The 20237-nt window shown below is 55.4% G+C and carries 19 protein-coding genes; 3 read left to right on the top strand and 16 right to left on the bottom strand.

Annotation, left to right across the window (positions count from 1 at the left end):
- Positions 1–9: 9 nt before the first annotated feature.
- The 12 genes from holB to yceD all read right to left on the bottom strand — a co-directional run bounded on the left by holB (position 10) and on the right by yceD (position 9801).
- Complete coding sequence (gene holB, locus INF68_RS05200) at positions 10–1014, bottom strand: DNA polymerase III subunit delta' (protein ID WP_126786211.1); 1005 nt, start codon at positions 1012–1014, stop codon at positions 10–12.
- Positions 1011–1652, bottom strand: a complete 642-nt coding sequence (tmk, locus tag INF68_RS05195) for a dTMP kinase (RefSeq protein ID WP_023311155.1) — start codon at positions 1650–1652, stop codon at positions 1011–1013. The genes holB and tmk overlap by 4 nt, the downstream gene beginning before the upstream one ends.
- Complete coding sequence (gene yceG, locus INF68_RS05190) at positions 1642–2664, bottom strand: cell division protein YceG (RefSeq protein WP_126786212.1); 1023 nt, start codon at positions 2662–2664, stop codon at positions 1642–1644. Before yceG ends, tmk begins: the two co-directional genes overlap by 11 nt.
- Positions 2665–2666: 2 nt before the next feature.
- A complete protein-coding gene (pabC, locus tag INF68_RS05185; protein ID WP_126786213.1) occupies positions 2667–3476 on the bottom strand; it encodes an aminodeoxychorismate lyase in 810 nt (269 codons plus the stop codon).
- A 120-nt stretch (positions 3477–3596) separates the two neighbouring features.
- Positions 3597–4838 carry a beta-ketoacyl-ACP synthase II gene (gene fabF, locus INF68_RS05180; RefSeq protein WP_023311152.1) on the bottom strand — a complete coding sequence of 414 codons (1242 nt, stop codon included), beginning with the start codon at positions 4836–4838 and terminating at the stop codon, positions 3597–3599.
- A gap of 93 nt (positions 4839–4931) precedes the next feature.
- Positions 4932–5168, bottom strand: coding sequence for an acyl carrier protein (gene acpP, locus INF68_RS05175; RefSeq protein WP_003857954.1), 237 nt, complete (start codon positions 5166–5168; stop codon positions 4932–4934).
- A gap of 154 nt (positions 5169–5322) precedes the next feature.
- Positions 5323–6057, bottom strand: a complete 735-nt coding sequence (gene fabG, locus INF68_RS05170; RefSeq protein ID WP_008500795.1) for a 3-oxoacyl-ACP reductase FabG — start codon at positions 6055–6057, stop codon at positions 5323–5325.
- A 12-nt stretch (positions 6058–6069) separates the two neighbouring features.
- Positions 6070–6999 carry an ACP S-malonyltransferase gene (gene fabD / locus INF68_RS05165; RefSeq protein ID WP_109844466.1) on the bottom strand — a complete coding sequence of 310 codons (930 nt, stop codon included), beginning with the start codon at positions 6997–6999 and terminating at the stop codon, positions 6070–6072.
- A gap of 15 nt (positions 7000–7014) precedes the next feature.
- A complete protein-coding gene (locus INF68_RS05160; RefSeq protein ID WP_023311150.1) occupies positions 7015–7968 on the bottom strand; it encodes a beta-ketoacyl-ACP synthase III in 954 nt (317 codons plus the stop codon).
- 6 nt (positions 7969–7974) lie between these two features.
- Positions 7975–9009 carry a phosphate acyltransferase PlsX gene (plsX, locus tag INF68_RS05155; protein WP_059290957.1) on the bottom strand — a complete coding sequence of 345 codons (1035 nt, stop codon included), beginning with the start codon at positions 9007–9009 and terminating at the stop codon, positions 7975–7977.
- An 80-nt stretch (positions 9010–9089) separates the two neighbouring features.
- Positions 9090–9263, bottom strand: a complete 174-nt coding sequence (gene rpmF / locus INF68_RS05150; protein ID WP_003857964.1) for a 50S ribosomal protein L32 — start codon at positions 9261–9263, stop codon at positions 9090–9092.
- Between the two features lie 16 nt (positions 9264–9279).
- Complete coding sequence (yceD, locus tag INF68_RS05145) at positions 9280–9801, bottom strand: 23S rRNA accumulation protein YceD (RefSeq protein ID WP_014883375.1); 522 nt, start codon at positions 9799–9801, stop codon at positions 9280–9282.
- Between the two features lie 140 nt (positions 9802–9941).
- On the opposite strand from yceD, the gene INF68_RS05140 reads away from it, so the two are divergent.
- Positions 9942–10526, top strand: coding sequence for a nucleoside triphosphate pyrophosphatase (locus INF68_RS05140; protein WP_047648098.1), 585 nt, complete (start codon positions 9942–9944; stop codon positions 10524–10526).
- A 66-nt stretch (positions 10527–10592) separates the two neighbouring features.
- On the opposite strand, the gene rluC is transcribed toward INF68_RS05140, so the two are convergent.
- The gene (gene rluC, locus INF68_RS05135) at positions 10593–11540 is read right to left on the bottom strand and encodes a 23S rRNA pseudouridine(955/2504/2580) synthase RluC (RefSeq protein ID WP_024909023.1); all 948 of its coding nucleotides are present in this window, start codon (positions 11538–11540) and stop codon (positions 10593–10595) included.
- A gap of 572 nt (positions 11541–12112) precedes the next feature.
- Here rluC and rne point away from each other — a divergent pair.
- Entirely contained in the window at positions 12113–15229 is a 3117-nt protein-coding gene (gene rne / locus INF68_RS05130; RefSeq protein ID WP_126786214.1) for a ribonuclease E, read from the top strand.
- A 40-nt stretch (positions 15230–15269) separates the two neighbouring features.
- Here the strand turns inward: rne and INF68_RS05125 are convergent, their stop codons facing one another.
- Positions 15270–16172 carry a LysR family transcriptional regulator gene (locus INF68_RS05125; RefSeq protein WP_370552419.1) on the bottom strand — a complete coding sequence of 301 codons (903 nt, stop codon included), beginning with the start codon at positions 16170–16172 and terminating at the stop codon, positions 15270–15272.
- A 145-nt stretch (positions 16173–16317) separates the two neighbouring features.
- Between INF68_RS05125 and INF68_RS05120 the strand changes: the two genes are divergently transcribed.
- Positions 16318–17532: an MFS transporter gene (locus tag INF68_RS05120; RefSeq protein ID WP_193525273.1), complete on the top strand. Its 1215-nt coding sequence runs from the start codon at positions 16318–16320 to the stop codon at positions 17530–17532.
- Positions 17533–17606: 74 nt separating this feature from the next.
- On the opposite strand, the gene flgL is transcribed toward INF68_RS05120, so the two are convergent.
- Together flgL and flgK are read right to left on the bottom strand one after the other, a co-directional pair.
- Positions 17607–18560 carry a flagellar hook-associated protein FlgL gene (gene flgL / locus INF68_RS05115; protein WP_047648101.1) on the bottom strand — a complete coding sequence of 318 codons (954 nt, stop codon included), beginning with the start codon at positions 18558–18560 and terminating at the stop codon, positions 17607–17609.
- A 14-nt stretch (positions 18561–18574) separates the two neighbouring features.
- The gene (gene flgK, locus INF68_RS05110) at positions 18575–20215 is read right to left on the bottom strand and encodes a flagellar hook-associated protein FlgK (RefSeq protein WP_109844470.1); all 1641 of its coding nucleotides are present in this window, start codon (positions 20213–20215) and stop codon (positions 18575–18577) included.
- Between the last annotated feature and the right edge of the window lie 22 nt (positions 20216–20237).

The raw sequence follows: 20237 nt of genomic DNA, 5'->3' as shown, positions 1-20237 counted from the left end.
ATGTCTCTCTCAGAGATGGGAAACTGGCGGTGTGACGCCGGGTTGCAGGTAATGTTCGATACGCAGTAACTGGTCGGTCAATAAAAGCTCGCGATTAAGCCCCGTCACGGTTAAAAGCTGTTCACGGCTTTGGCAAATTTCATGAAGCATAGCGTGAAGAACCGTCCCTGAGAGGCGGTTCGCCAGCGTATTCACCAGCGGCCACGCGTCCGGGTTGGTCAAAAGCGTTGCCCCTTGCTGGATTTTGAGCGCATCCAGCAGCAAGGAGGCCAGCCAGTGCAGCCGATCAACGGCCCGCTCGCTGTTAAGCGCAGGTAGTAAACTTAGCCAGTCGTGGTTATTCAGTGCCGTTTCGATGGCACGGCAGAGCGTTTCTCGCTCTGACCAGACGTCAGGCTGCAGTAATGCCAGCGCCGCCGCAGGCGCGCCGCTGCTCAGACGCAAGGCGGACAGCGCGCTCTCAGGTAACGTTGTCACCTCTCGTTCCAGCCAGCTCAGCGCCCACGATTCCTGAGGAACCGCAAGGTGATGAAGACGACAGCGGCTACGCAGCGTCGCCAGTAATCTTCCCGGGTCGCGGCACGAGAGGAAAAACCACGTTTTTACCGGCGGCTCTTCCAGGGTTTTCAGCAGGGCATTAGCGGCCGCCTCGGTCAGCTGCGTGGCGTCTTTAAGCCAGACCACTTTAGCGCCGCCCAGTCGCGCATGTTCATACAATTTTTCACTGACCTCACGCACGGCATCAATACCGAGCGCGCTTTTGCCCTTCTCAGGCTCAAGAGTGTAGTAGTCAGGATGCGTGCCCGCCTGCATCAGCTGGCAGCCACGGCATTTACCACAGCTCTTGTGCCCTTCCGGCTGCTGACACAGCAGAAAACGGGTGATGGCATAAATCAACGCATCATCACCCATTCCTGGCAATGCCTGAATCAGTAACGCATGATGCCCCCGACCCGCCTGATAGCTGCCGATCAGCTGTTCAAAGTGTGGGCGCAACCATGGATACCATTTCATGCCTGCTGCTCCTGCACCCACTGCGTAATGGTGTGCTGAATGTCGCGCGTGACGTCGTCCAGGGACTGCGTCGCATCGATGGTACAAATTGAGCTGTCCTGTGCGGCCAGCTCAAGATAGCGCGCACGAGTGCGGTTAAAGAAATCAAACGACTCTTGTTCAATGCGGTCCAGCTCGCCGCGCGCGCGCGCACGTTTGAGACCCACTTCCGGGGTCACATCCAGATAGAGCGTCAGGTCGGGGCGAAAATCACCCAATACGGCATTACGCAGCGTTGCGAGCATTGTCTGGTCGATGCCACGTCCTCCGCCCTGATACGCCTGAGTCGACAGATCGTGACGGTCGCCGATCACCCACTTGCCCTCGGCCAGGGCGGGTTTGATCACCGTCTCAACCAGCTGAACGCGCGCCGCGTAGAACATCAGCACTTCGGCCTTGTCAGTGATAACCTCGTCGCCGACGGATTTGATATCCAGCACCAGGCTGCGCAGCTTTTCAGCCAGCTGCGTGCCGCCCGGCTCGCGGGTAAATACCATGTCCGCCACGCCAAGCGCTTTGAGCGTATCCACCACCACGTTGCGGGCAGTGGTTTTACCCGCCCCTTCGAGTCCCTCAATGACAATGTATTTACTGCGCATTTTTTTCCTTAAGTGCCTTCAGATAGTCCTGAACAGAGCGATTGTGGCTGGCAAGGTTGGTGTTAAAGGTATGCCCCCCTTTTCCATCAGCCACAAAATAGAGATACGGTGTTTTAGCCGGATGCGCGGCGGCTTTCAGCGACGCTTCGCTCGGCGTGGCAATCGGGCCCGGCGGTAAACCGCTAATCACGTAAGTATTATACGCCGTTGGCGTCTCCAGATCTTTTCTTGAGATTTTGCCCGTGTAGCTCTCGCCCATGCCGTAGATTACGGTAGGGTCGGTTTGCAGACGCATGCCGATGCGCAGACGGTTGATAAATACTGACGCCACCCGATCGCGCTCAGCAGCGACGGCCGTCTCTTTCTCGATGATCGAGGCCATGGTGACGAACTGGTTCGGATCGCTGTAAGGCAATCCTTCCATCCGCCCTTCCCAGGCGGCATCTACGGCGGCAACCATTTTTTTGTGCGCCCGCTTCAGGATAGCCACATCGGTCGTGCCTGCCGTGTACATCCAGGTGTCTGGCCAGAACCAGCCTTCCACCCATTCCGGATGTTCAAGCTTCAGCGCTTCTGCCACCGTCTGATAGCTATCGTCTTGTAAGGTATGTTTGATATACGGCGCGTCACGCAGCTGTTTAAGGTAATCGCTCAGGCGCATCCCTTCCACAAACCGCAGTGGGAACTGGGCTTCTTTACCGCTTTCCAGCAGCTGCAGCATCTCTCTGACGGTCATTCCCGGCGTAAAGCGATAGGTACCAGCTTTGAAATGTGACAGCTCAGGCTCCACACGCAATAGCCACTGGAATACCCGTGGACGATTGATAATCTTGTCGCCATAGAGCTGTTCCCCAAGCGCCTGACGGCCGGTTCCCGCTTTCAGGGTAAAGATCGTTTCGTCTTTAACCAGGATCTTGCTGTCCGCCAGCTGGCGAACTTTCCATATGCCCGCTCCGCCGGCGACGCCCAGCGCAACGATGAGGATAAGGACAAAGCGCAACATTTTTTTCATGACTATCTGGTTTGCTCACATATCGGGGCTAAAAAATGAAACAGTTCGCGCGAAGACCATCGTTGTTGACCATACGCACGGACGGGTACAACAGGCATCAGCGCATTGCAGATGATGACTTCATCGGCGGTCTGTAGCGCGGCTTCTCCTGCGCTAACTTCGACAACGCGAAAGCCAGAGCGTGCCAGCTGTTGCAGACAAAACTGACGCATTAACCCATTTACGCCAGCGTATTCCAGCGACGGAGTGAACACCTCTTCCCCCTGCCGCCAGAGTAAATTAGCCGCACAGCATTCCGTAATGAACCCTTCGCTGTCAAGAACCAGCGCCTCATCGGCGTCCGTCTGTTCAAGATGAGTACGAATGAGCACCTGCTCCAGGCGATTGAGATGCTTAAGCCCGGCCAGCATCGGGTTTCGTCCCAGTCGTACAGGGCTCAGCGTCAGCGTGACGCCGTCTTCTCGCCAGCGAGAATAATGCGCGGGATAAGCAGAAACGGAGAGGATACGCGTTGGGTTGAGGCACGATGCAGCGCTGTAACCCCGGCCACCACTGCCGCGGCTGATGATGACTTTGAGTACGCCGCTGTCCTTCCCGGTTCCCAGCTCGCACATTTCCTGACGCAGCGTGTCCCATTGCGTAAAGGGGATCATTAGCTTTTCACAGCCATGCTGCAGGCGTCGAATGTGCGCCTCCAGCAGGCAGACATCACCGTCCAGAATGCGCGCCGTCGTAAAGCAACCATCACCGAACTGTATCGCCCTGTCGCTGGCAGGCAGCGTGTCCTGCTCAAGGCCATTGATTAAAAACATGGTGGCTCCTTATGCGTGGGCAATTAGTCTGGCAGGATGTCATGCAGCCGACAAGAAGATTAGGCTTAATAAAAAAGGCCCGGCAAGCGGACCTTTTTAAATGCGACAGGGACGTCAGGATCAGATCTTTTTGAAGATCAGAGAACCGTTGGTACCACCGAAGCCGAAGGAGTTACACAGGGTGTACTCCATACCGCTAACCTGACGCGCTTCGTGAGGAACGAAGTCCAGATCGCAACCTTCATCCGGGTTATCCAGGTTGATGGTTGGCGGAACAGCCTGATCGCGCAGCGCAAGGATGGAGTAGATTGACTCTACCGCACCCGCCGCACCCAGCAGGTGACCGGTCATGGACTTGGTGGAGCTCACCATTACGCGGCTGGCAGATTCGCCGAAGATAGACTTAACCGCCTGAGCTTCAGCTTTATCGCCTGCAGGTGTAGAAGTACCGTGCGCGTTCACGTAGCCAATTTGTGCTGGGGTAATACCCGCATCACGAATCGCGTTTTCCATCGCCAGCGCAGCACCCGCGCCGTTCTCAGGAGGAGACGTCATGTGGTAAGCATCGCTGCTCATGCCGAAACCAACGATTTCAGCATAAATTTTCGCGCCGCGTTTTTTCGCGTGTTCGTACTCTTCCAGTACGATCATGCCCGCCCCGTCGCCCAGCACGAAGCCGTCACGGTCTTTATCCCACGGACGGCTCGCCGCCTGCGGGTTATCGTTACGGGTAGACAGCGCACGCGCCGCACCGAAACCGCCGACACCCAGTGGGGTACTGGCTTTTTCAGCACCGCCCGCAACCATAGCATCTGCATCGCCGTACGCAATAATGCGCGCGGCCTGGCCGATGTTATGTACGCCAGACGTACAGGCAGTCGCGATTGAAATGCTTGGCCCACGCAGGCCGAACATGATGGTCAGGTGACCTGCCACCATGTTAACAATCGTGGACGGAACGAAGAACGGGCTGATCTTACGCGGGCCGCCATTCATCAGAGATGTATGGTTTTCCTCGATCAGGCCAAGACCGCCAATCCCGGAGCCGATAGCGGCGCCGATACGGGTTGCGTTCTCTTCCGTAATCTCAAGACCAGAATCCTGCATGGCCTGAACGCCAGCGACAATTCCATATTGAATGAAGGCATCCATCTTGCGCTGTTCTTTGCGCGAGATGATATCTTCACAGTTAAAATCCTTTACTAAGCCAGCAAATTTTGTTGCATAGGCGCTAGTATCGAAATGGTCGATTAGGCTGATGCCGCTCTGACCGGCAAGGAGAGCTTTCCAGGTGGACTCTACGGTATTGCCGACAGGAGACAACATGCCAAGTCCGGTCACAACTACACGACGCTTAGACACGTTTGTCCTCCAGGGAGGGATAAAAAAAAGAGATTCGTGGGACTAAATAAAGATAAAACTCAGGCGGTCGAATGACCGCCTGGAGATGTTCACTTACGCCTGGTGACCGTTGATGTAATCAATGGCAGCCTGAACGGTGGTGATCTTCTCAGCTTCTTCGTCCGGAATCTCAGTATCAAACTCTTCTTCCAGAGCCATTACCAGCTCAACGGTGTCAAGAGAATCTGCGCCCAGGTCTTCAACGAAGGAAGCGGAGTTCACAACTTCTTCCTGCTTAACGCCCAGCTGTTCGCCGATAATTTTCTTAACGCGTTCTTCGATAGTGCTCATACTCTTAAATTTCCTATCAAAACTCGCTTTCGCGATGGTTTTCGTAGTGTATAAAATGTTGAAAAATTTGCAACTAAATCCCGGCAGTTCGTACCACGATTTTACGTTATTTTGAGGCCATTCGCCCTAATAACGCAAATATTTTTCATCGTGGTTAAACCATATACATCCCGCCGTTGACGTGGAGGGTCTCACCAGTAATGTAACCCGCTTCGTCAGAGGCTAAAAATGCAACCGCACTGGCGATTTCTTTAGGGTCGCCAAGACGACCCGCCGGAACTGCCGCCAGCGTACCCGCACGCTGCTCATCAGTCAGCGCACGCGTCATGTCCGTTTCAATAAAGCCCGGAGCAACAACGTTTACAGTAATACCGCGGGACGCGACTTCACGCGCCAGCGACTTACTGAAACCAATCAGACCTGCTTTCGCCGCAGCGTAGTTAGCCTGACCAGCATTTCCCATGGTACCAACCACAGAACCGACAGTGATAATACGACCATGACGCTTTTTCATCATAGCGCGCATTACCGCTTTTGACAGACGGAATACAGATGACAGGTTGGTTTCGATGATATCGTTCCACTCGTCGTCTTTCATTCGCATTAACAGGTTATCGCGAGTGATCCCGGCATTGTTTACCAGAATATCCACTTCACCAAACTCTGCGCGAATATTTTCCAGAACAGATTCGATAGATGCAGGTTCGGTCACATTCAGTACCAGACCTTTACCGTTTGCACCCAGATACTCGCTGATGGCCTGAGCGCCATTCTCGCTGGTTGCTGTACCAATCACCTTCGCGCCGCGCGCAACCAGTGTTTCAGCAATTGCACGCCCGATACCGCGGCTTGCGCCAGTGACCAGGGCGATTTTTCCTTCAAAACTCATGGTATTCCTCTTTTATTGCGAGAGTGCCGCTGACATCGCTTCCGGCTCGTTAATCGCCGAGGCTGTCAGGGTGTCAACAATACGTTTTGTCAGACCGGTGAGGACTTTACCTGGGCCGACTTCATACAGATGCTCAACGCCCTGAGCGGCCATAAACTCAACGGTTTTGGTCCACTGTACCGGGCTGTAGAGCTGGCGAACCAGTGCGTCACGGATAGCTTCCGGCGTGGTTTCGCATTTCACATCGACGTTGTTCACAACGGAAATCGTCGGTGTGTTAAACGTAATTTTTTCCAGCTCAACCGCCAGCTTCTCGGCGGCAGGCTTCATCAGAGCACAGTGAGACGGCACGCTGACCGGCAGCGGCAGCGCACGCTTAGCACCCGCTGCTTTACAGGCCGCCCCCGCGCGTTCAACCGCTTCTTTATGACCGGCAATAACCACCTGGCCCGGCGAGTTGAAGTTTACCGGAGAGACAACCTGGCCTTCAGCAGATTCTTCACACGCTTTTGCAATTGCAGCATCATCCAGACCGATGATGGCAGACATGCCGCCCGTGCCTTCCGGCACCGCTTCCTGCATGAATTTACCGCGCAGTTCAACCAGACGTACCGCGTCAGCAAACGCGATCACGCCAGCACACACCAGCGCAGAGTATTCACCCAGGCTATGACCCGCGAGCAGCGCTGGCGCTTTACCGCCCTGCTGCTGCCAGGCGCGCCACAGCGCAACTGACGCGGTCAGCAGCGCTGGCTGAGTCTGCCAGGTTTTGTTCAGTTCTTCAGCCGGACCCTGCTGGGTCAGCGCCCATAAATCATAACCCAGTGCATCAGAAGCTTCACGGAAAGTCTCTTCAATTACCGGGTAGTTTGCTGCCATTTCAGACAACATCCCAACGGTTTGAGAGCCCTGGCCCGGGAACACAAAAGCAAATTGCGTCATTTTTTATTCCTTATACTAGAAACGAACCAGCGCGGAACCCCAGGTGAACCCGCCACCGAAGGCTTCAAGCAAGACCAACTGGCCCCGTTTGATTCGTCCATCGCGTACCGCTTCATCAAATGCGCACGGTACCGACGCCGCAGAGGTGTTGCCGTGACGATCCAGCGTCACCACAACGTTATCCATCGACATGCCCAGCTTTTTCGCGGTCGCGCTGATGATACGCAGGTTCGCCTGATGCGGCACCAGCCAGTCGAGCGCGGTACGCTCAAGGTTATTCGCTTCCAGCGTTTCATCAACGATATGTGCAAGCTCGGTTACCGCCACCTTGAACACCTCGTTCCCTGCCATAGTCAGGTAAATCGAGTTGTCCGGATTAACGCGATCGGCGTTAGGCAGGGTCAACAGTTCGCCGTAGCTGCCATCAGCATGCAGATGCGTAGAGATGATACCCGGCTCTTCGGACTGCCCCAGCAGCACCGCGCCCGCACCATCACCAAAAATAATGATCGTTCCACGATCGGTAGGATCGCAGGTACGCGCCAGCACGTCAGCACCGATCACCAGCGCATATTTAACGGCACCGGATTTCACGTACTGATCGGCGACGCTCAGCGCATAGGTGAAGCCTGCGCACGCGGCAGCGACGTCAAACGCCGGACAGCCTTTAATACCGAGCATGTTCTGCACCTGGCATGCCGCGCTTGGGAAAGCATGCGTGGCAGACGTCGTGGCGACCACGATCAAACCAATCTGTTCTTTATCAATGCCCGCCATTTCGATAGCACGCTGTGCGGCTTCGTAACCCATGGTCGACACGGTTTCGTCTGGCGCGGCAATACGACGTTCACGGATACCTGTGCGCGTGACAATCCACTCGTCAGACGTATCTACCATTTTTTCCAGATCGGCGTTGGTACGCACTTGTTTTGGCAGGTAGCTGCCGGTACCTAAAATCTTCGTATACATGTACGCTCAGTCACTTTTAGCTAATACAGATTCCAGGCGAGCGGCAATCCGCTGAGGGACTTGTCGCTGCACCGCCTGCACTGCCTGTTCAATCGCGACAGCAAATGCTCGCTGATTGGCGGCGCCATGACTCTTAATCACGATGCCGCGCAATCCTAACAGACAGGCGCCATTATACTGGTCGGGGTTGAGGTGACTGAATCGCCGCGTCAGGCTCTTTTGTAACCAACGCTTCAATAAAATCAGCCACCAGGCGCTTTTTTTACCTTCTCCCTGAGATTTCAGCAGAGAAAGAAACATGCGTACGACCCCTTCCATGGTCTTCAACGTGACGTTTCCGGTGAAGCCATCGCACACCAGAACATCCGTTTTACCCGTCAGCAACTCATTGGCTTCGAGATAACCAATATAGTTGATGGAGGGAACCTGTTTGAGCAATTCAGCCGCTTCGCGAATGCTGTCCAGGCCTTTGGTCTCTTCTTCACCAATGTTCAGTAACGCAACACGGGGTGTATTGATTCCGACAACTTCTTCTGCCAGCACCGATCCCATCACGGCAAACTGAGCCAGCATAGTACTATCACAGTCGACGTTAGCGCCCAAATCGAGCACTACCGTCTTGCCCTTCTGCTGATGCGGTAACACCGTTACCAGCGCCGGACGCTCAATACCTTCAATAGGTTTGAGCAGCAATTTCGAGAGGCCCATCAGCGCGCCGGTATTCCCCGCGCTGACGCAAGCCTGAGCTCGCCCTTCTTTCACCAGCTCCAGTGCTATCCGCATAGAGCTGCCACGACTATTGCGAATGGCCTGCGAGGGTCGGGCATCACTGGCAATAACTGACTGCGCAGGAATAATCTGCAGACGCGAACGTTGTTCAAAGTCAGCTTTTGCGAGTAATGGCGTGATTGTGTCGGGATTGCCGACTAAAAGAAGTGTGAGTTGCGAATTAGAATTCAGTGCCTGCAATGCTGCAGGCACTGTCACGGAAGGGCCAAAATCTCCCCCCATGACATCTAACGCCAGGGTTAGACGTGTCAAGGTATCGTCGCAGCCTGGTTCGGTAAATTCCCCGTTTGCACGGGGAAATCCTCACTAAGCCTAATCACGCTTGCGCGTGATTACTTAGTGATAACCTTGCGGCCGCGGTAGAAACCGTCAGCGGTGATGTGGTGACGCAGGTGTTTCTCACCAGAAGTCTTGTCTACAGACAGGCTGGTAACTGCAGTCAGCGCGTCATGGGAACGACGCATGCCACGTTTGGAACGGGTTGGTTTATTCTGTTGTACGGCCATGGACCTTACTCCTCAATTACTTACGCTTTAAGCTGGCTAATACGGCAAATGGGTTTGGTTTTTGCGCTTCATCAGGCAGTTCCCCAAAGACCATGTCCGCCTCGGACACTTCACAGTGTTCAGAATCATGCACCGGAACCACTGGCAAGGTGAGGATGATTTCATCTTCAACCAGAGCCAGAAGATCGATTTCACCGAATTCGTTAACCTCAATCGGCTCATACGCTTCCGGGAGTGCTTCAGCCTGTTCGTCAGAACGAACCGGACTGAAACAATACGTTGTGTGAACATGCTGTACAAACGGTTTCCCGCAACGCTGACACTCGAGCGTTACCGTCACCTTTGCATCACCGGTTAAAACGGCGAGACGCTGGTTGTCGATAGCGAACGACATGGAGCATTCTACATCACTGTCCACACTGACTACGGATTCGGCAATACGCTCAGCCTGATCGGAAGTATAGATACCTTCGTAATCGAGGCGTTTTTGAGCCGTACGAACCGGATCAAGAGTCAGGGGTAATTTTACCTTTTGCATAGGGCGCGCATATTAACTTTGTAACGTCATAGAGTCAAAGAAAAAGGCAACCAGAGCTGCCTTTTGCCAATTATTCGCACACATTGCGGCCTGTAGTTTAAAATGGCTGGCATCGATACGCTATATCTGGTGATAAAAATATGCCAAATCTCGTCCTTGCTTCCACGTCTCCCTACCGCCGAATGCTGCTGGAAAAGCTCGGGATCCCGTTTGAATGCGCCGCGCCAGAGGTTGATGAGACGCCACAGCCGGGCGAATCACCGCGTCATCTGGTGATGCGTCTTGCTAAAGAGAAAGCGCAGTCGCTGGCCGCACGTTACCCCGCACATTTGATTATAGGCTCAGACCAGGTTTGCGTGCTGGACGGCGAAATCACCGGCAAGCCCCATACGGAGGAGAACGCCTGTCAGCAGCTTCTGCGTGCGCGAGGCACTATCGTGACCTTTTATACCGGCCTGGCGCTGTATAACTCCGCCACCGGTCATCTGCAAACCGAATGCGAGCCGTTCGACGTACACTTCCGCCATCTCAGCGAGCAAGAGATCGTGGATTATGTGCGCCGGGAACGTCCGCTGAACTGTGCTGGAAGCTTTAAAAGTGAAGGATTGGGGATTGCGCTGTTCGACAAGCTGGACGGACGCGATCCCAACACGCTGGTGGGGTTACCGCTGATTGCTTTGTGTCAGATGTTAAGACGAGAAGAGTGTAATCCGCTGACCATGTGACTGGAAGGTTGCGGCCTGATGCCCTCACCCCAGCCCTCTCCCACAGGGAGAGGGAGGAACGCAAACTCAGCCGCGCAGAACCTTAAGACAGCGTTTCAGCTGCTCGTCCAGCGGCGCTTCAATACGGATGACTTCCCCCGTATTAGGATGGGTAAACTTCAGCGCTGCCGCATGCAGGAACAGACGCGACAGCCCCGTCCCCGCCAGCTGCTTATCAAACTCGCGGTCGCCATAGCGGTCATCAAAGGCAATTGGGTGCCCTGCAAACTGCGTATGCACGCGGATCTGGTGGGTACGACCGGTCACCGGACTGCAGCGCACCAGCGTGGCAAACTCATAGCGCTCTTCAACTTTAAAGCGCGTCTCAGACGGTTTTCCTTCCTGGCTCACGCGGACAATACGTTCGCCGCTTTGCAGAATGTTCTTCAGCAGCGGCGCCTGCACCACTTTTACATGGGACTGCCACTGACCGCGCACCAGCGCCAGGTAGTCTTTCTGCATCCCTTTTTCACGCAGCTGTTCATGCAGCGAACGCAGCGCAGAACGCTTTTTCGCCACCAGCAGTACGCCAGAGGTATCACGGTCAAGACGGTGCACCAGTTCAAGGAAGCGCGCTTCCGGGCGCAGGGCTCGCAGCCCTTCAATCACGCCGAAGCTCAGACCGCTGCCGCCATGGACAGCCGTTCCTGACGGTTTATTGAGCACCAGAATGTGGTCATCTTCGTAAAGGATCACATCGCTCAGGGCCGCCACTTTCTGTAGCTTCGGTGAAACGGTCTCTTCTTCACGTTCCGCAACGCGCACCGGCGGAATACGCACTTCATCGCCCGCCTCGAGTTTGTACTCGGGCTTCACGCGTTTTTTGTTAACCCGCACCTCGCCCTTGCGCAGGATGCGGTAAATCATGCTCTTTGGCACACCTTTCAACTGGGTGCGCAAAAAGTTATCGATACGTTGCCCCGCGTCATCTTCGGCGATGGCAACCATTTTTACGGCTGGAGTCTCTGTTTTCATGGTTGGCGATTCTAAATATCGTCAGCCATTAGCGCCACTCATTTTTCTATGCTTATATTTACTTTTATCCGGCCTGCTCCCCGTTTCGCGCAATCGATTTGGTGGTTATTAAACCAATCGCCATTCTGAAGTGAAGAAACTGTGAGTAACCGGGTGATAATTGGTAAAAGTCATCTTGCTATAACCCGGCGAGCAGTGGAATAATGAGGCTGTTTTCCGTGTTAAATCCTGGTTAAGTAAGGATGTTGACGGAATGACCAATTTTGTCTGACCGATCATCCACGCAGCAATGGCGTAAGACGTATTGATCTTTCAGGCAGTTAGCGGGCTGCGGGTTGCAGTACTTCCCGGTATAAGGATTGTTCTCTGGAGAGTTCTACCCAGGCAATTCCCCTGATAATTGCGCTGTGTTTCCGTATGAAACACAGGCAACCGACACTCTGCGCCTCTTAAGCGAGCGACAACCGTGAGGTTGGCGACGTGAACAGACACGAGGCCATCGGTTCATACCCCGGAAAGCGTCACCTTGCCCGCAGCTTTGTCGTCAATGTAAGAATAACGAGTAAGTTACGATGAAAAGAATGTTAATCAACGCAACTCAGCAAGAAGAGTTGCGTGTCGCCCTTGTGGATGGGCAGCGCCTGTACGATCTGGATATCGAAAGTCCTGGACACGAACAGAAAAAAGCGAACATTTACAAAGGTAAAATCACCCGCATTGAACCAAGCCTTGAAGCTGCATTTGTCGATTACGGTGCTGAGCGTCATGGTTTCCTCCCTCTGAAAGAAATCGCCCGCGAATATTTCCCCGCAAACTACAACGCCCATGGCCGCCCAAACATCAAAGATGTTCTGCGTGAAGGTCAGGAAGTTATCGTTCAGATTGATAAAGAAGAGCGTGGCAACAAAGGTGCCGCGCTGACCACCTTTATCAGCCTCGCAGGGAGCTATCTGGTTCTGATGCCTAACAACCCGCGTGCGGGTGGCATCTCTCGCCGTATCGAAGGTGATGACCGTACCGAGCTGAAAGAAGCGCTGGCAAGCCTCGAACTGCCTGATGGCATGGGGCTTATCGTGCGTACCGCAGGCGTTGGTAAATCAGCCGAAGCGCTACAGTGGGACCTGAGCTTCCGTCTGAAGCACTGGGAAGCCATTCAGAAAGCAGCCGAAAGCCGCCCTGCTCCGTTCCTGATCCACCAGGAAAGCAACGTTATCGTGCGTGCCTTCCGTGATTACCTGCGTCAGGACATCGGTGAGATTCTGATCGATAACCCGAAAGTGCTTGAGCTGGCGCGCCAGCACATCGCCGCGCTGGGTCGTCCGGATTTCACCAGCAAAATTAAACTGTACACCGGCGAAATCCCGCTGTTCAGCCACTATCAGATCGAATCCCAGATTGAGTCCGCCTTCCAGCGTGAAGTGCGTCTGCCATCCGGCGGTTCTATCGTTATCGATACCACTGAAGCGCTGACCGCTATCGACATCAACTCCGCGCGTGCAACGCGCGGTGGCGATATCGAAGAGACCGCCTACAACACTAACCTCGAAGCCGCTGATGAAATCGCCCGCCAGCTCCGCCTGCGCGACCTGGGTGGTCTGATTGTTATCGACTTCATCGACATGACCCCTGTTCGCCACCAGCGTGCGGTTGAAAACCGTCTGCGCGAAGCGGTGCGTCAGGACAGAGCGCGTATCCAGATTAGCCATATCTCACGCTTTGGCCTGCTGGAGATGTCCCGTCAGCGTCTGAGCCCGTCTCTCGGCGAGTCCAGCCATCACGTTTGTCCGCGCTGCTCCGGCACCGGTACCGTGCGTGATAACGAATCGCTGTCCCTCTCCATTCTGCGTCTGATTGAAGAAGAAGCGCTGAAAGAGAACACCAAAGAGGTTCACGCCATTGTGCCGGTGCCCGTTGCCTCTTACCTGCTTAACGAAAAACGTGCAGCGGTAAGTGCGATTGAAGCGCGTCAGGGTGGCGTTCGCTGTATCATCGTGCCAAACGACCAGATGCAGACCCCACACTATCACGTGCTGCGCGTGCGTAAGGGCGAAGAGACGACCACCCTCAGCTACCTGCTGCCGAAGCTGCATGAAGAAGAGATGTCCCTGCCTTCCGATGAAGAGCCAGCCGAGCGCAAACTGCCAGAGCAGCCTGCGTTAGCGACCTTCATCATGCCTGAAGCACCACCGGAAGCAGCTCTGGAAAAACCTGCTGCCAAACCTGCAGCGCAGAAACCAGAAGCAGCGGTAGCGAAAGCCCAGCCGGCACAGCCGGGTCTGCTGAGCCGCTTCTTCGGCGCGCTGAAGAAGATGTTTGCTGAAGAAGAAGTTCAGCCAGAGCAGCCGAAAGAAGAGCCAAAAGCAGCCAAGCCAGAGCGTCAGCAGGACCGTCGCAAGCGTCAGAACAACCGCCGCGATCGTAATGACCGCAACGAGCGTCGTGACAACCGTGACAACCGCTCTGAGAATAACGAAGGCCGTGAGCAACGCGAAGATAACCGTCGCAACCGTCGCGAGAAACAGCAGCAGAATGTTGAAGATCGTGAAATTCGCCAGCAGGCGGGCGATGAGTCTGAGAAGAGCAAACAGCGTGACGACCAGCAGCCGCGCCGTGAACGCAGCCGTCGCCGTAACGATGAGAAGCGTCAGGCACAGCAGGAAGTCAAAAACCTGAACCGCGAAGAGCCTGTTGAACAGCAGGACGGCGAGCAGGAAGAACGCACTCAGGTAATGCCGCGTCGTAAGCAGCGCCAGCTTTCTCAGAAAGTTCGCTTCGCTTCTGAAGCAACCGAAGAGTCAGGCGCTATCGCGGTTGAAACCAGCGAGATCGCAACCGGTACACAAGTGGCAAAAGTTGACCTGCCAGCGGTCGTTGAAAACAACGTTGAGCAGGATGATAACGGCGAAAACCGTGATAACGCCGGTATGCCGCGCCGTTCACGTCGTTCTCCACGTCATCTGCGCGTCAGCGGCCAGCGCCGTCGTCGCTATCGTGACGAACGTTACCCGACTCAGTCGCCAATGCCGCTGACCATTGCCTGTGCTTCACCAGAAATGGCCTCCGGTAAAGTCTGGATCCGCTACCCGGTTGCTCGCCCGGAGCAGGTTGTTGAAGAACAGCCTGTAACCGAAGAGGTGATTGCACCAGCAGCCGCGGTAGAAGCTGTCGTGACTGAAGCGGTAACCGTGGTTGAACCTGAGGTTGTTGAACCTGAGGTTGTTGAAGCTGAAGCACCTCACACAGTGGAAGTTGAAACCACCCATCCAGAAGTGATTGCCGCGCCGGTTGATGCCGCACCGCAGCTTATCGCCGAAGAAGATGCCGTGGTGGCTGAGGAAGTGGCTGAAGAGGCTGAACCTGTAGCCGCAGTGGAAGACACCGCTGAAACCCTGGTTGAAACCACCACTGAAGAAGTTGTTCAGGACGTTGAGATTCAGGTTGAACCGGTTGCCGAAGAAGCGAAAGCGCCTGAGGTGAAACCTGAGCCGGTTGTTTCTGCACCAGCCGCATCCCACGTGGCGACAGCACCAATGACGCGCGCCCCGGCGCCGGATTACGTGCCTGAAGCCCCGCGTCACAGTGACTGGGTACGCCCGGCGTTCAGCTTCGACGGTAAAGGCGCTGCAGGCGGCCACAGTGCAACGCATCAGGCGACTGCACCGGCGACGCGTCCGCAGTCTGTCGAATAACGACGCTGAAAGCAAAAAGCCGACCTTCGGGTCGGCTTTTTTATGGCTGCTGTACAGGCTTTCTCATCCCGGTCACCTCAGGCATGACCTGCCGCATCAACTCCAGAAAACGCCGCAAGCGTGCCGGATAATAGCGCGACCAGGGGTAAACCAGATGCACCGGTAACGCCGCTGGCTGCCACTCTGGCAGCAAATGCACCAGCCGCCCTTCCCGAATATCATCCTGTACCGTCCAGCTGGATACCACCGCCACGCCAAGCCCGGTGAGCGCCGTATTGCGTGCGACATACAGGCTGTCGGTGCTCAGCCGTGGCGTAATAGCAATCCGCGCGGTGGCGGGTGATGCATCGTGAAACAGCTCCACATGGCGCTGGTAGAATGAGCTGATCGCTATCCAGGGAAACAGCTGCAAATCCTCCGGCGTGGTAACCGTTGGGAAACGGGCCAGCAGCGCCGGAGAAGCCACCACCGAGCGCGGCACTTCGGCCAGCAGCACGGACACGGTCGCAGGATCGACTTCCACGCCCACCCGAATAGCACAGTCAAGGTTGTCGCCGAGGAAGTCTGCCGACCGATCGTTGAGCATCCACTCAATCGAAAGCTGCGGATAGCGTTGCAAAAACTCGGTTACGGGTTTCAGAAGCTGGTCCTGACCAAACGCGTGCGGAGCGCGCACCCGCAGAACGCCTACCGGCTCATCTTCCGTCTGCCCCACCTCATCTTCCAGCGCCAGCCAGCTGTCAATCACCCGACGGGCGTGCTGATAGCAGCGCTCGCCGTCATCCGTCAGCCGCGTCGTGTGGGTGGTGCGCAAAATCAGGCGCACGCCCAGCATGGTCTCAAGTGACTGTAACCGTCTGCTTACCGTGGCCTGGGTGGTGGCGAGTTGCCGTGCCGCCGCAGAGAGGGAACCCGCCTCCACGATGCGAACAAACGTCCGCATTAGCTCCACCCTGTCTATACGCTCAGCTCTTTTCATCGCCTTTTCACTTATACGTTCAACGTATAAGCGTTTTACCACCGGGCCCGCTACCGTCGCAAGGCGTACTGATAAAAAATAGCCTCACACGACGAATGAGGAACTTCTTATGAACACAACAACCGCCGCCCATGCCGTGAGCCGCTGGGTGATTTTAATGCTGGCGATCGGTGCAGGTTTCAGCGTGGCATCAATCTATTATGCCCAGCCTCTGCTGCCGCTGATGGGCGCAGACCTTCATCTGAGTATCGAAGGAATGGGCATGGTCCCGACGCTCACCCAGGCGGGATATGCCCTTGGGATCCTGTTCCTGCTTCCGCTCGGCGATCGCCACGACCGCAGGACGTTAATCCTGATAAAGAGTGCGGCGCTGGCGCTGTTTCTTCTCGGCTGTAGCCTGACCGGGCAGATCCACTCTCTGCTGCTGGCAAGCCTGCTCATCGGCATGGCCGCCACTATGGCACAGGATATCGTCCCTGCGGCAGCCATCCTTGCGCCGGAAGGTAAACAGGGGAAAACCGTGGGCACGGTAATGACCGGGCTGCTGATGGGGATCTTATTATCCAGAACCGTGAGCGGCGTGGTGGGCGAAGCGTTTGGCTGGCGCGTCATGTACCAGCTGGCGGCGGCGAGCATTGCGTTCATCGGGGTGATGATGTGGTTTGTGCTTCCGCGTTTTGCTATTCACTCCACGCTGAGTTACCCGGCGCTGATGCGCTCAATGGAACATCTCTGGCGTCGCTATCCGGCGCTGCGCCGTGCGGCGCTGGCTCAGGGTTTTCTGTCGATTGCCTTTAGCGCCTTCTGGTCTACGCTTGCGGTCATGCTGCTGGAACGCTATCACCTGGGGAGTGCCGTAGCGGGTGGTTTTGGTATTGCAGGTGCCGCCGGTGCGTTAGCTGCCCCGCTGGCAGGGGGGCTGGCAGACAAACTGGGCGCAGGAAAAGTCACGCAGCTTGGTGCCGTTCTTGTGACCGTATCATTCGCCCTGATGTTCCTGATGCCCGCGCTGGGCGTTCATGGACAGCTGATTCTGATCGCCATCTCCGCCGTCGGGTTCGACCTGGGTCTGCAGTCCAGCCTGGTCGCTCACCAGAACCTGGTATACAGCCTTGAACCGCAGGCGCGCGGTCGTCTCAACGCCCTGCTCTTTACGGTGGTCTTTATCGGGATGGCGCTGGGTTCCGCGTTAGGCAGCAATATTTACTCGCTGGCCGGCTGGACGGGCGTGGTCGCGCTGGCGACGGTCTGTGGCGTCATTGCGCTGGCAATCCGTCTGATAGAAAGTGCACGAGTCACCTCCGCATCAGCAGAAGTTGCATAAAAAAATGCCCAATCCAGACGGATTGGGCAGTAAAACATGCCCAGTTTCAAGACATGTTCCAAGAGGTCAAGATGTTATTTGTTCAGCTGGAACAGAGACATGCCCTGCATATCGCTAAACGCTTTATAAGACGCCTGCAGGGCCGCCTGCTGCATGGTGTAAGAGGAAATCGCTTCGTTCCAGTCAACATCAACCAGGTCACTCATCTGCTTGGTCTGACCCAGCGCGCGGTCATCGCCCAGCGTGTCGAGTTTTTCCAGCTCGTTCATCTTGGTTCCCACATCCGCAACGACCGTGAGGATATTGTTCTGGGAGTTTTTGATGCCGATTTGCGCATTGGCAATCACCTGGCTTTGCGCCGTTGCGGCAGCCGGATCGTTCTCAATCGGTGTCTTCAGCGATGCAATAGCAGAGTCCAGGATTTTGAACATGTTGGTCTGGCCATATCCACCGCCCGGCAGCTGTTCCGCATTACTGGTAATGCTTTCGAAAATTTGCTGGCCGGTATGGCTAATGGTCATATTTCGCGCCGTATCAACCTGCTGCGTGATGGCCTCTGCGCCGCCGTTGTAATCTCCGGTCGCGGCATCAAACGGTGCGCTCTCGGTTTTGTATCCCGCAAAGATAAAGCGACCATTACCATCCGTCGTGTTGGCCAGGTTCATCAGCTGATCGCGGATCCCCTGAATATCGGTCGCCAGAGAAAGACGGTCGTCATCGCTTAATGTACCGTTTGAGGCGTAAACCAGCTTCTCGCGCACGCTCGAGATCGCAGTGTTGACCTGGGTTAACACGTTATCTTCCAGCGAGACCTTCTGCGTAGCAAAGGTACGCGCGAGCGCAAACTGGCTGTTTTGCGACTGAGACTGTGACAGAACGATGGCCTGCGACGCGGCGATAGGATCGTCCGAAGGACGGTTCACGCGCTTACCGGTGGACATCTGCTCACCGTAGTTCAGCCATCTGCTCTGGGAATCGGTAATCCCACGCATGTTCTGCTCGTACATCATCTGGGTGCTAATACGCATTGTTCACCTCAACCTTAACGAATGTTGATAATTGCATCGAAGAGCGTACTGGCAGTTTGTAGAACCTGGGCATTGGCCAGGTAATACTGCTGATAACGCTGCAAATTGCCATACTCTTCGTCGAGGTTTACCCCAGAGATGGTCTGCTGCTGCTTGATTAACTGCGTTTCCACGTTGGCTTTCGTCTGGCTGCTCACCTTCAGTGACGCCGTTGAGCTACCGACGGTACTGACGAGAGAGGCATACGCATCGTTGAAGGTTTTATTTCCACCCACCACTTTGCCGTTTTGCAGATCGAGCAGTTTCTGGCCGTTACGGTTGTCACTTTCGCCGCCGTTCTGCACCGATGCCATCGCCAGTTTAGACTCGTCGCTGATCGCGAGATCCATGTTCATGATGACGTTGGAAACAGGCTTCACGGTAAAGCTGTCTTTGGTATTTGCCGTGCCGCTCACGTTGACGTTAAGGCCATCAAACGACAGATTGCCGCTGGCATCCGGGCTCATCGTAAAGCTGGTTTTGTCTGACGTGCGGGTGACCGTCCAGTCAGTGCCGTTAAACTGCAGCTTATAGTCTGTCGCCTGGACCTGTTTGCTGTCCGTCACAGAAGCCGTAACAACGGCCGAACCGCCGTTCTTGCTGTTGGAAAGGACCGCCGGAGAACCAAAGTTGAACAGTTTACCGCCCGCATCACCGTTCGCATCAAAACCGGCTTCATGCTGCGTGTTCATCGCGTCGGCAAAGGCCAGCGCCATCTGGTTCAGGCTGTTACGGGCTTTATCCAGATCTTCCGTGCGGAAGGTCAGTAAACCGCCTAAAGAACCGGTGGTGATAAGTTTCTCCGGGATCTCAATATTGCCCGCCACGTCATCGACGTAGGCGATAGTAGTACGAGCCGGATCGGCGCTGGACTTCACGGCCGCCAGCTGGCTGGCTTTGCTGCCCTGTACCAGGCTGTAACCGTTACCGAGAGAGATATTAAACGTGCCGCTATCCTGCACGGAGACTTCCACGCCCACGATTTTGTTCAGTTCAGTCACGAGCTGATCGCGCTGGTCCAGAAGATCGTTAGGTGACGCGCCCGCGCCAACCCCGGTCAGACGCGAGATCTGATCGTTCAGATTCGCAATCTGTGCCGCGTAGTTATTAATCTGAGACACGCTGCTTGAGATGGCGGTATTGACCTGCGAATCCTGGTCACGGAGATACTGATCGTTGGTTTTAAACTGATTGACCAGTCCGCTCGCTTTGCCCAGCACCGTCTGACGTGCAGCCGGGTCTTCCGCATTACTCACCAGGGTTTGCAGACTTTTGAAGAAATCCTGCAGGGTGGTGGAGAGCGAGTTGGTGGTATCGGAGAGCACATCGTCAATTTTTGACATCTGCTGATAGCGCGTCGTCAGACCGCTGCTCTGCGTCTGCGCGGCGCGCAGCTGGTTGGTGATGAAGGCGTCATACTCACGCTGGACACCGGAGACATAAACCCCGTTACCCACCCAGCCACCGCCGGTCAGCGTGCTGTTAGATGCGCCCAGCACCGTGGTCTGGCGGGTGTAACCTGCCACGTTATAGCTTGAAATATTATTACTGACGGTATTGAGTGCCGACTGCGCAGCACTGAGGCCACTCATGGCGCTGTTAATCAAACTGGACATGGGGGTTCCTTTTATACGTTCA

Source organism: Enterobacter cloacae complex sp. P16RS2 (assembly GCF_014982155.1).
Lineage (GTDB): Bacteria > Pseudomonadota > Gammaproteobacteria > Enterobacterales > Enterobacteriaceae > Enterobacter > Enterobacter cloacae_M.
This window is presented reverse-complemented; position numbering and strand designations above follow the sequence as displayed.

Bases quoted from the DNA above. Each gene is read 5' to 3' on its own strand.
- fabD (WP_109844466.1), bottom strand. From the start codon at position 6,999: ATGACGCAATTTGCTTTTGTGTTCCCGGGCCAGGGCTCTCAAACCGTT.
- INF68_RS05140 (WP_047648098.1), top strand. From the start codon at position 9,942: ATGCCAAATCTCGTCCTTGCTTCCACGTCTCCCTACCGCCGAATGCTG.
- pabC (WP_126786213.1), bottom strand. From the start codon at position 3,476: ATGTTTTTAATCAATGGCCTTGAGCAGGACACGCTGCCTGCCAGCGAC.
- yceG (WP_126786212.1), bottom strand. From the start codon at position 2,664: ATGAAAAAAATGTTGCGCTTTGTCCTTATCCTCATCGTTGCGCTGGGC.
- flgL (WP_047648101.1), bottom strand. From the start codon at position 18,560: ATGCGTATTAGCACCCAGATGATGTACGAGCAGAACATGCGTGGGATT.
- holB (WP_126786211.1), bottom strand. From the start codon at position 1,014: ATGAAATGGTATCCATGGTTGCGCCCACACTTTGAACAGCTGATCGGC.
- acpP (WP_003857954.1), bottom strand. From the start codon at position 5,168: ATGAGCACTATCGAAGAACGCGTTAAGAAAATTATCGGCGAACAGCTG.
- flgK (WP_109844470.1), bottom strand. From the start codon at position 20,215: ATGTCCAGTTTGATTAACAGCGCCATGAGTGGCCTCAGTGCTGCGCAG.
- INF68_RS05125 (WP_370552419.1), bottom strand. From the start codon at position 16,172: ATGCGGACGTTTGTTCGCATCGTGGAGGCGGGTTCCCTCTCTGCGGCG.
- INF68_RS05160 (WP_023311150.1), bottom strand. From the start codon at position 7,968: ATGTATACGAAGATTTTAGGTACCGGCAGCTACCTGCCAAAACAAGTG.
- rluC (WP_024909023.1), bottom strand. From the start codon at position 11,540: ATGAAAACAGAGACTCCAGCCGTAAAAATGGTTGCCATCGCCGAAGAT.
- INF68_RS05120 (WP_193525273.1), top strand. From the start codon at position 16,318: ATGAACACAACAACCGCCGCCCATGCCGTGAGCCGCTGGGTGATTTTA.
- fabG (WP_008500795.1), bottom strand. From the start codon at position 6,057: ATGAGTTTTGAAGGAAAAATCGCCCTGGTCACTGGCGCAAGCCGCGGT.
- rpmF (WP_003857964.1), bottom strand. From the start codon at position 9,263: ATGGCCGTACAACAGAATAAACCAACCCGTTCCAAACGTGGCATGCGT.
- rne (WP_126786214.1), top strand. From the start codon at position 12,113: ATGAAAAGAATGTTAATCAACGCAACTCAGCAAGAAGAGTTGCGTGTC.
- yceD (WP_014883375.1), bottom strand. From the start codon at position 9,801: ATGCAAAAGGTAAAATTACCCCTGACTCTTGATCCGGTTCGTACGGCT.
- tmk (WP_023311155.1), bottom strand. From the start codon at position 1,652: ATGCGCAGTAAATACATTGTCATTGAGGGACTCGAAGGGGCGGGTAAA.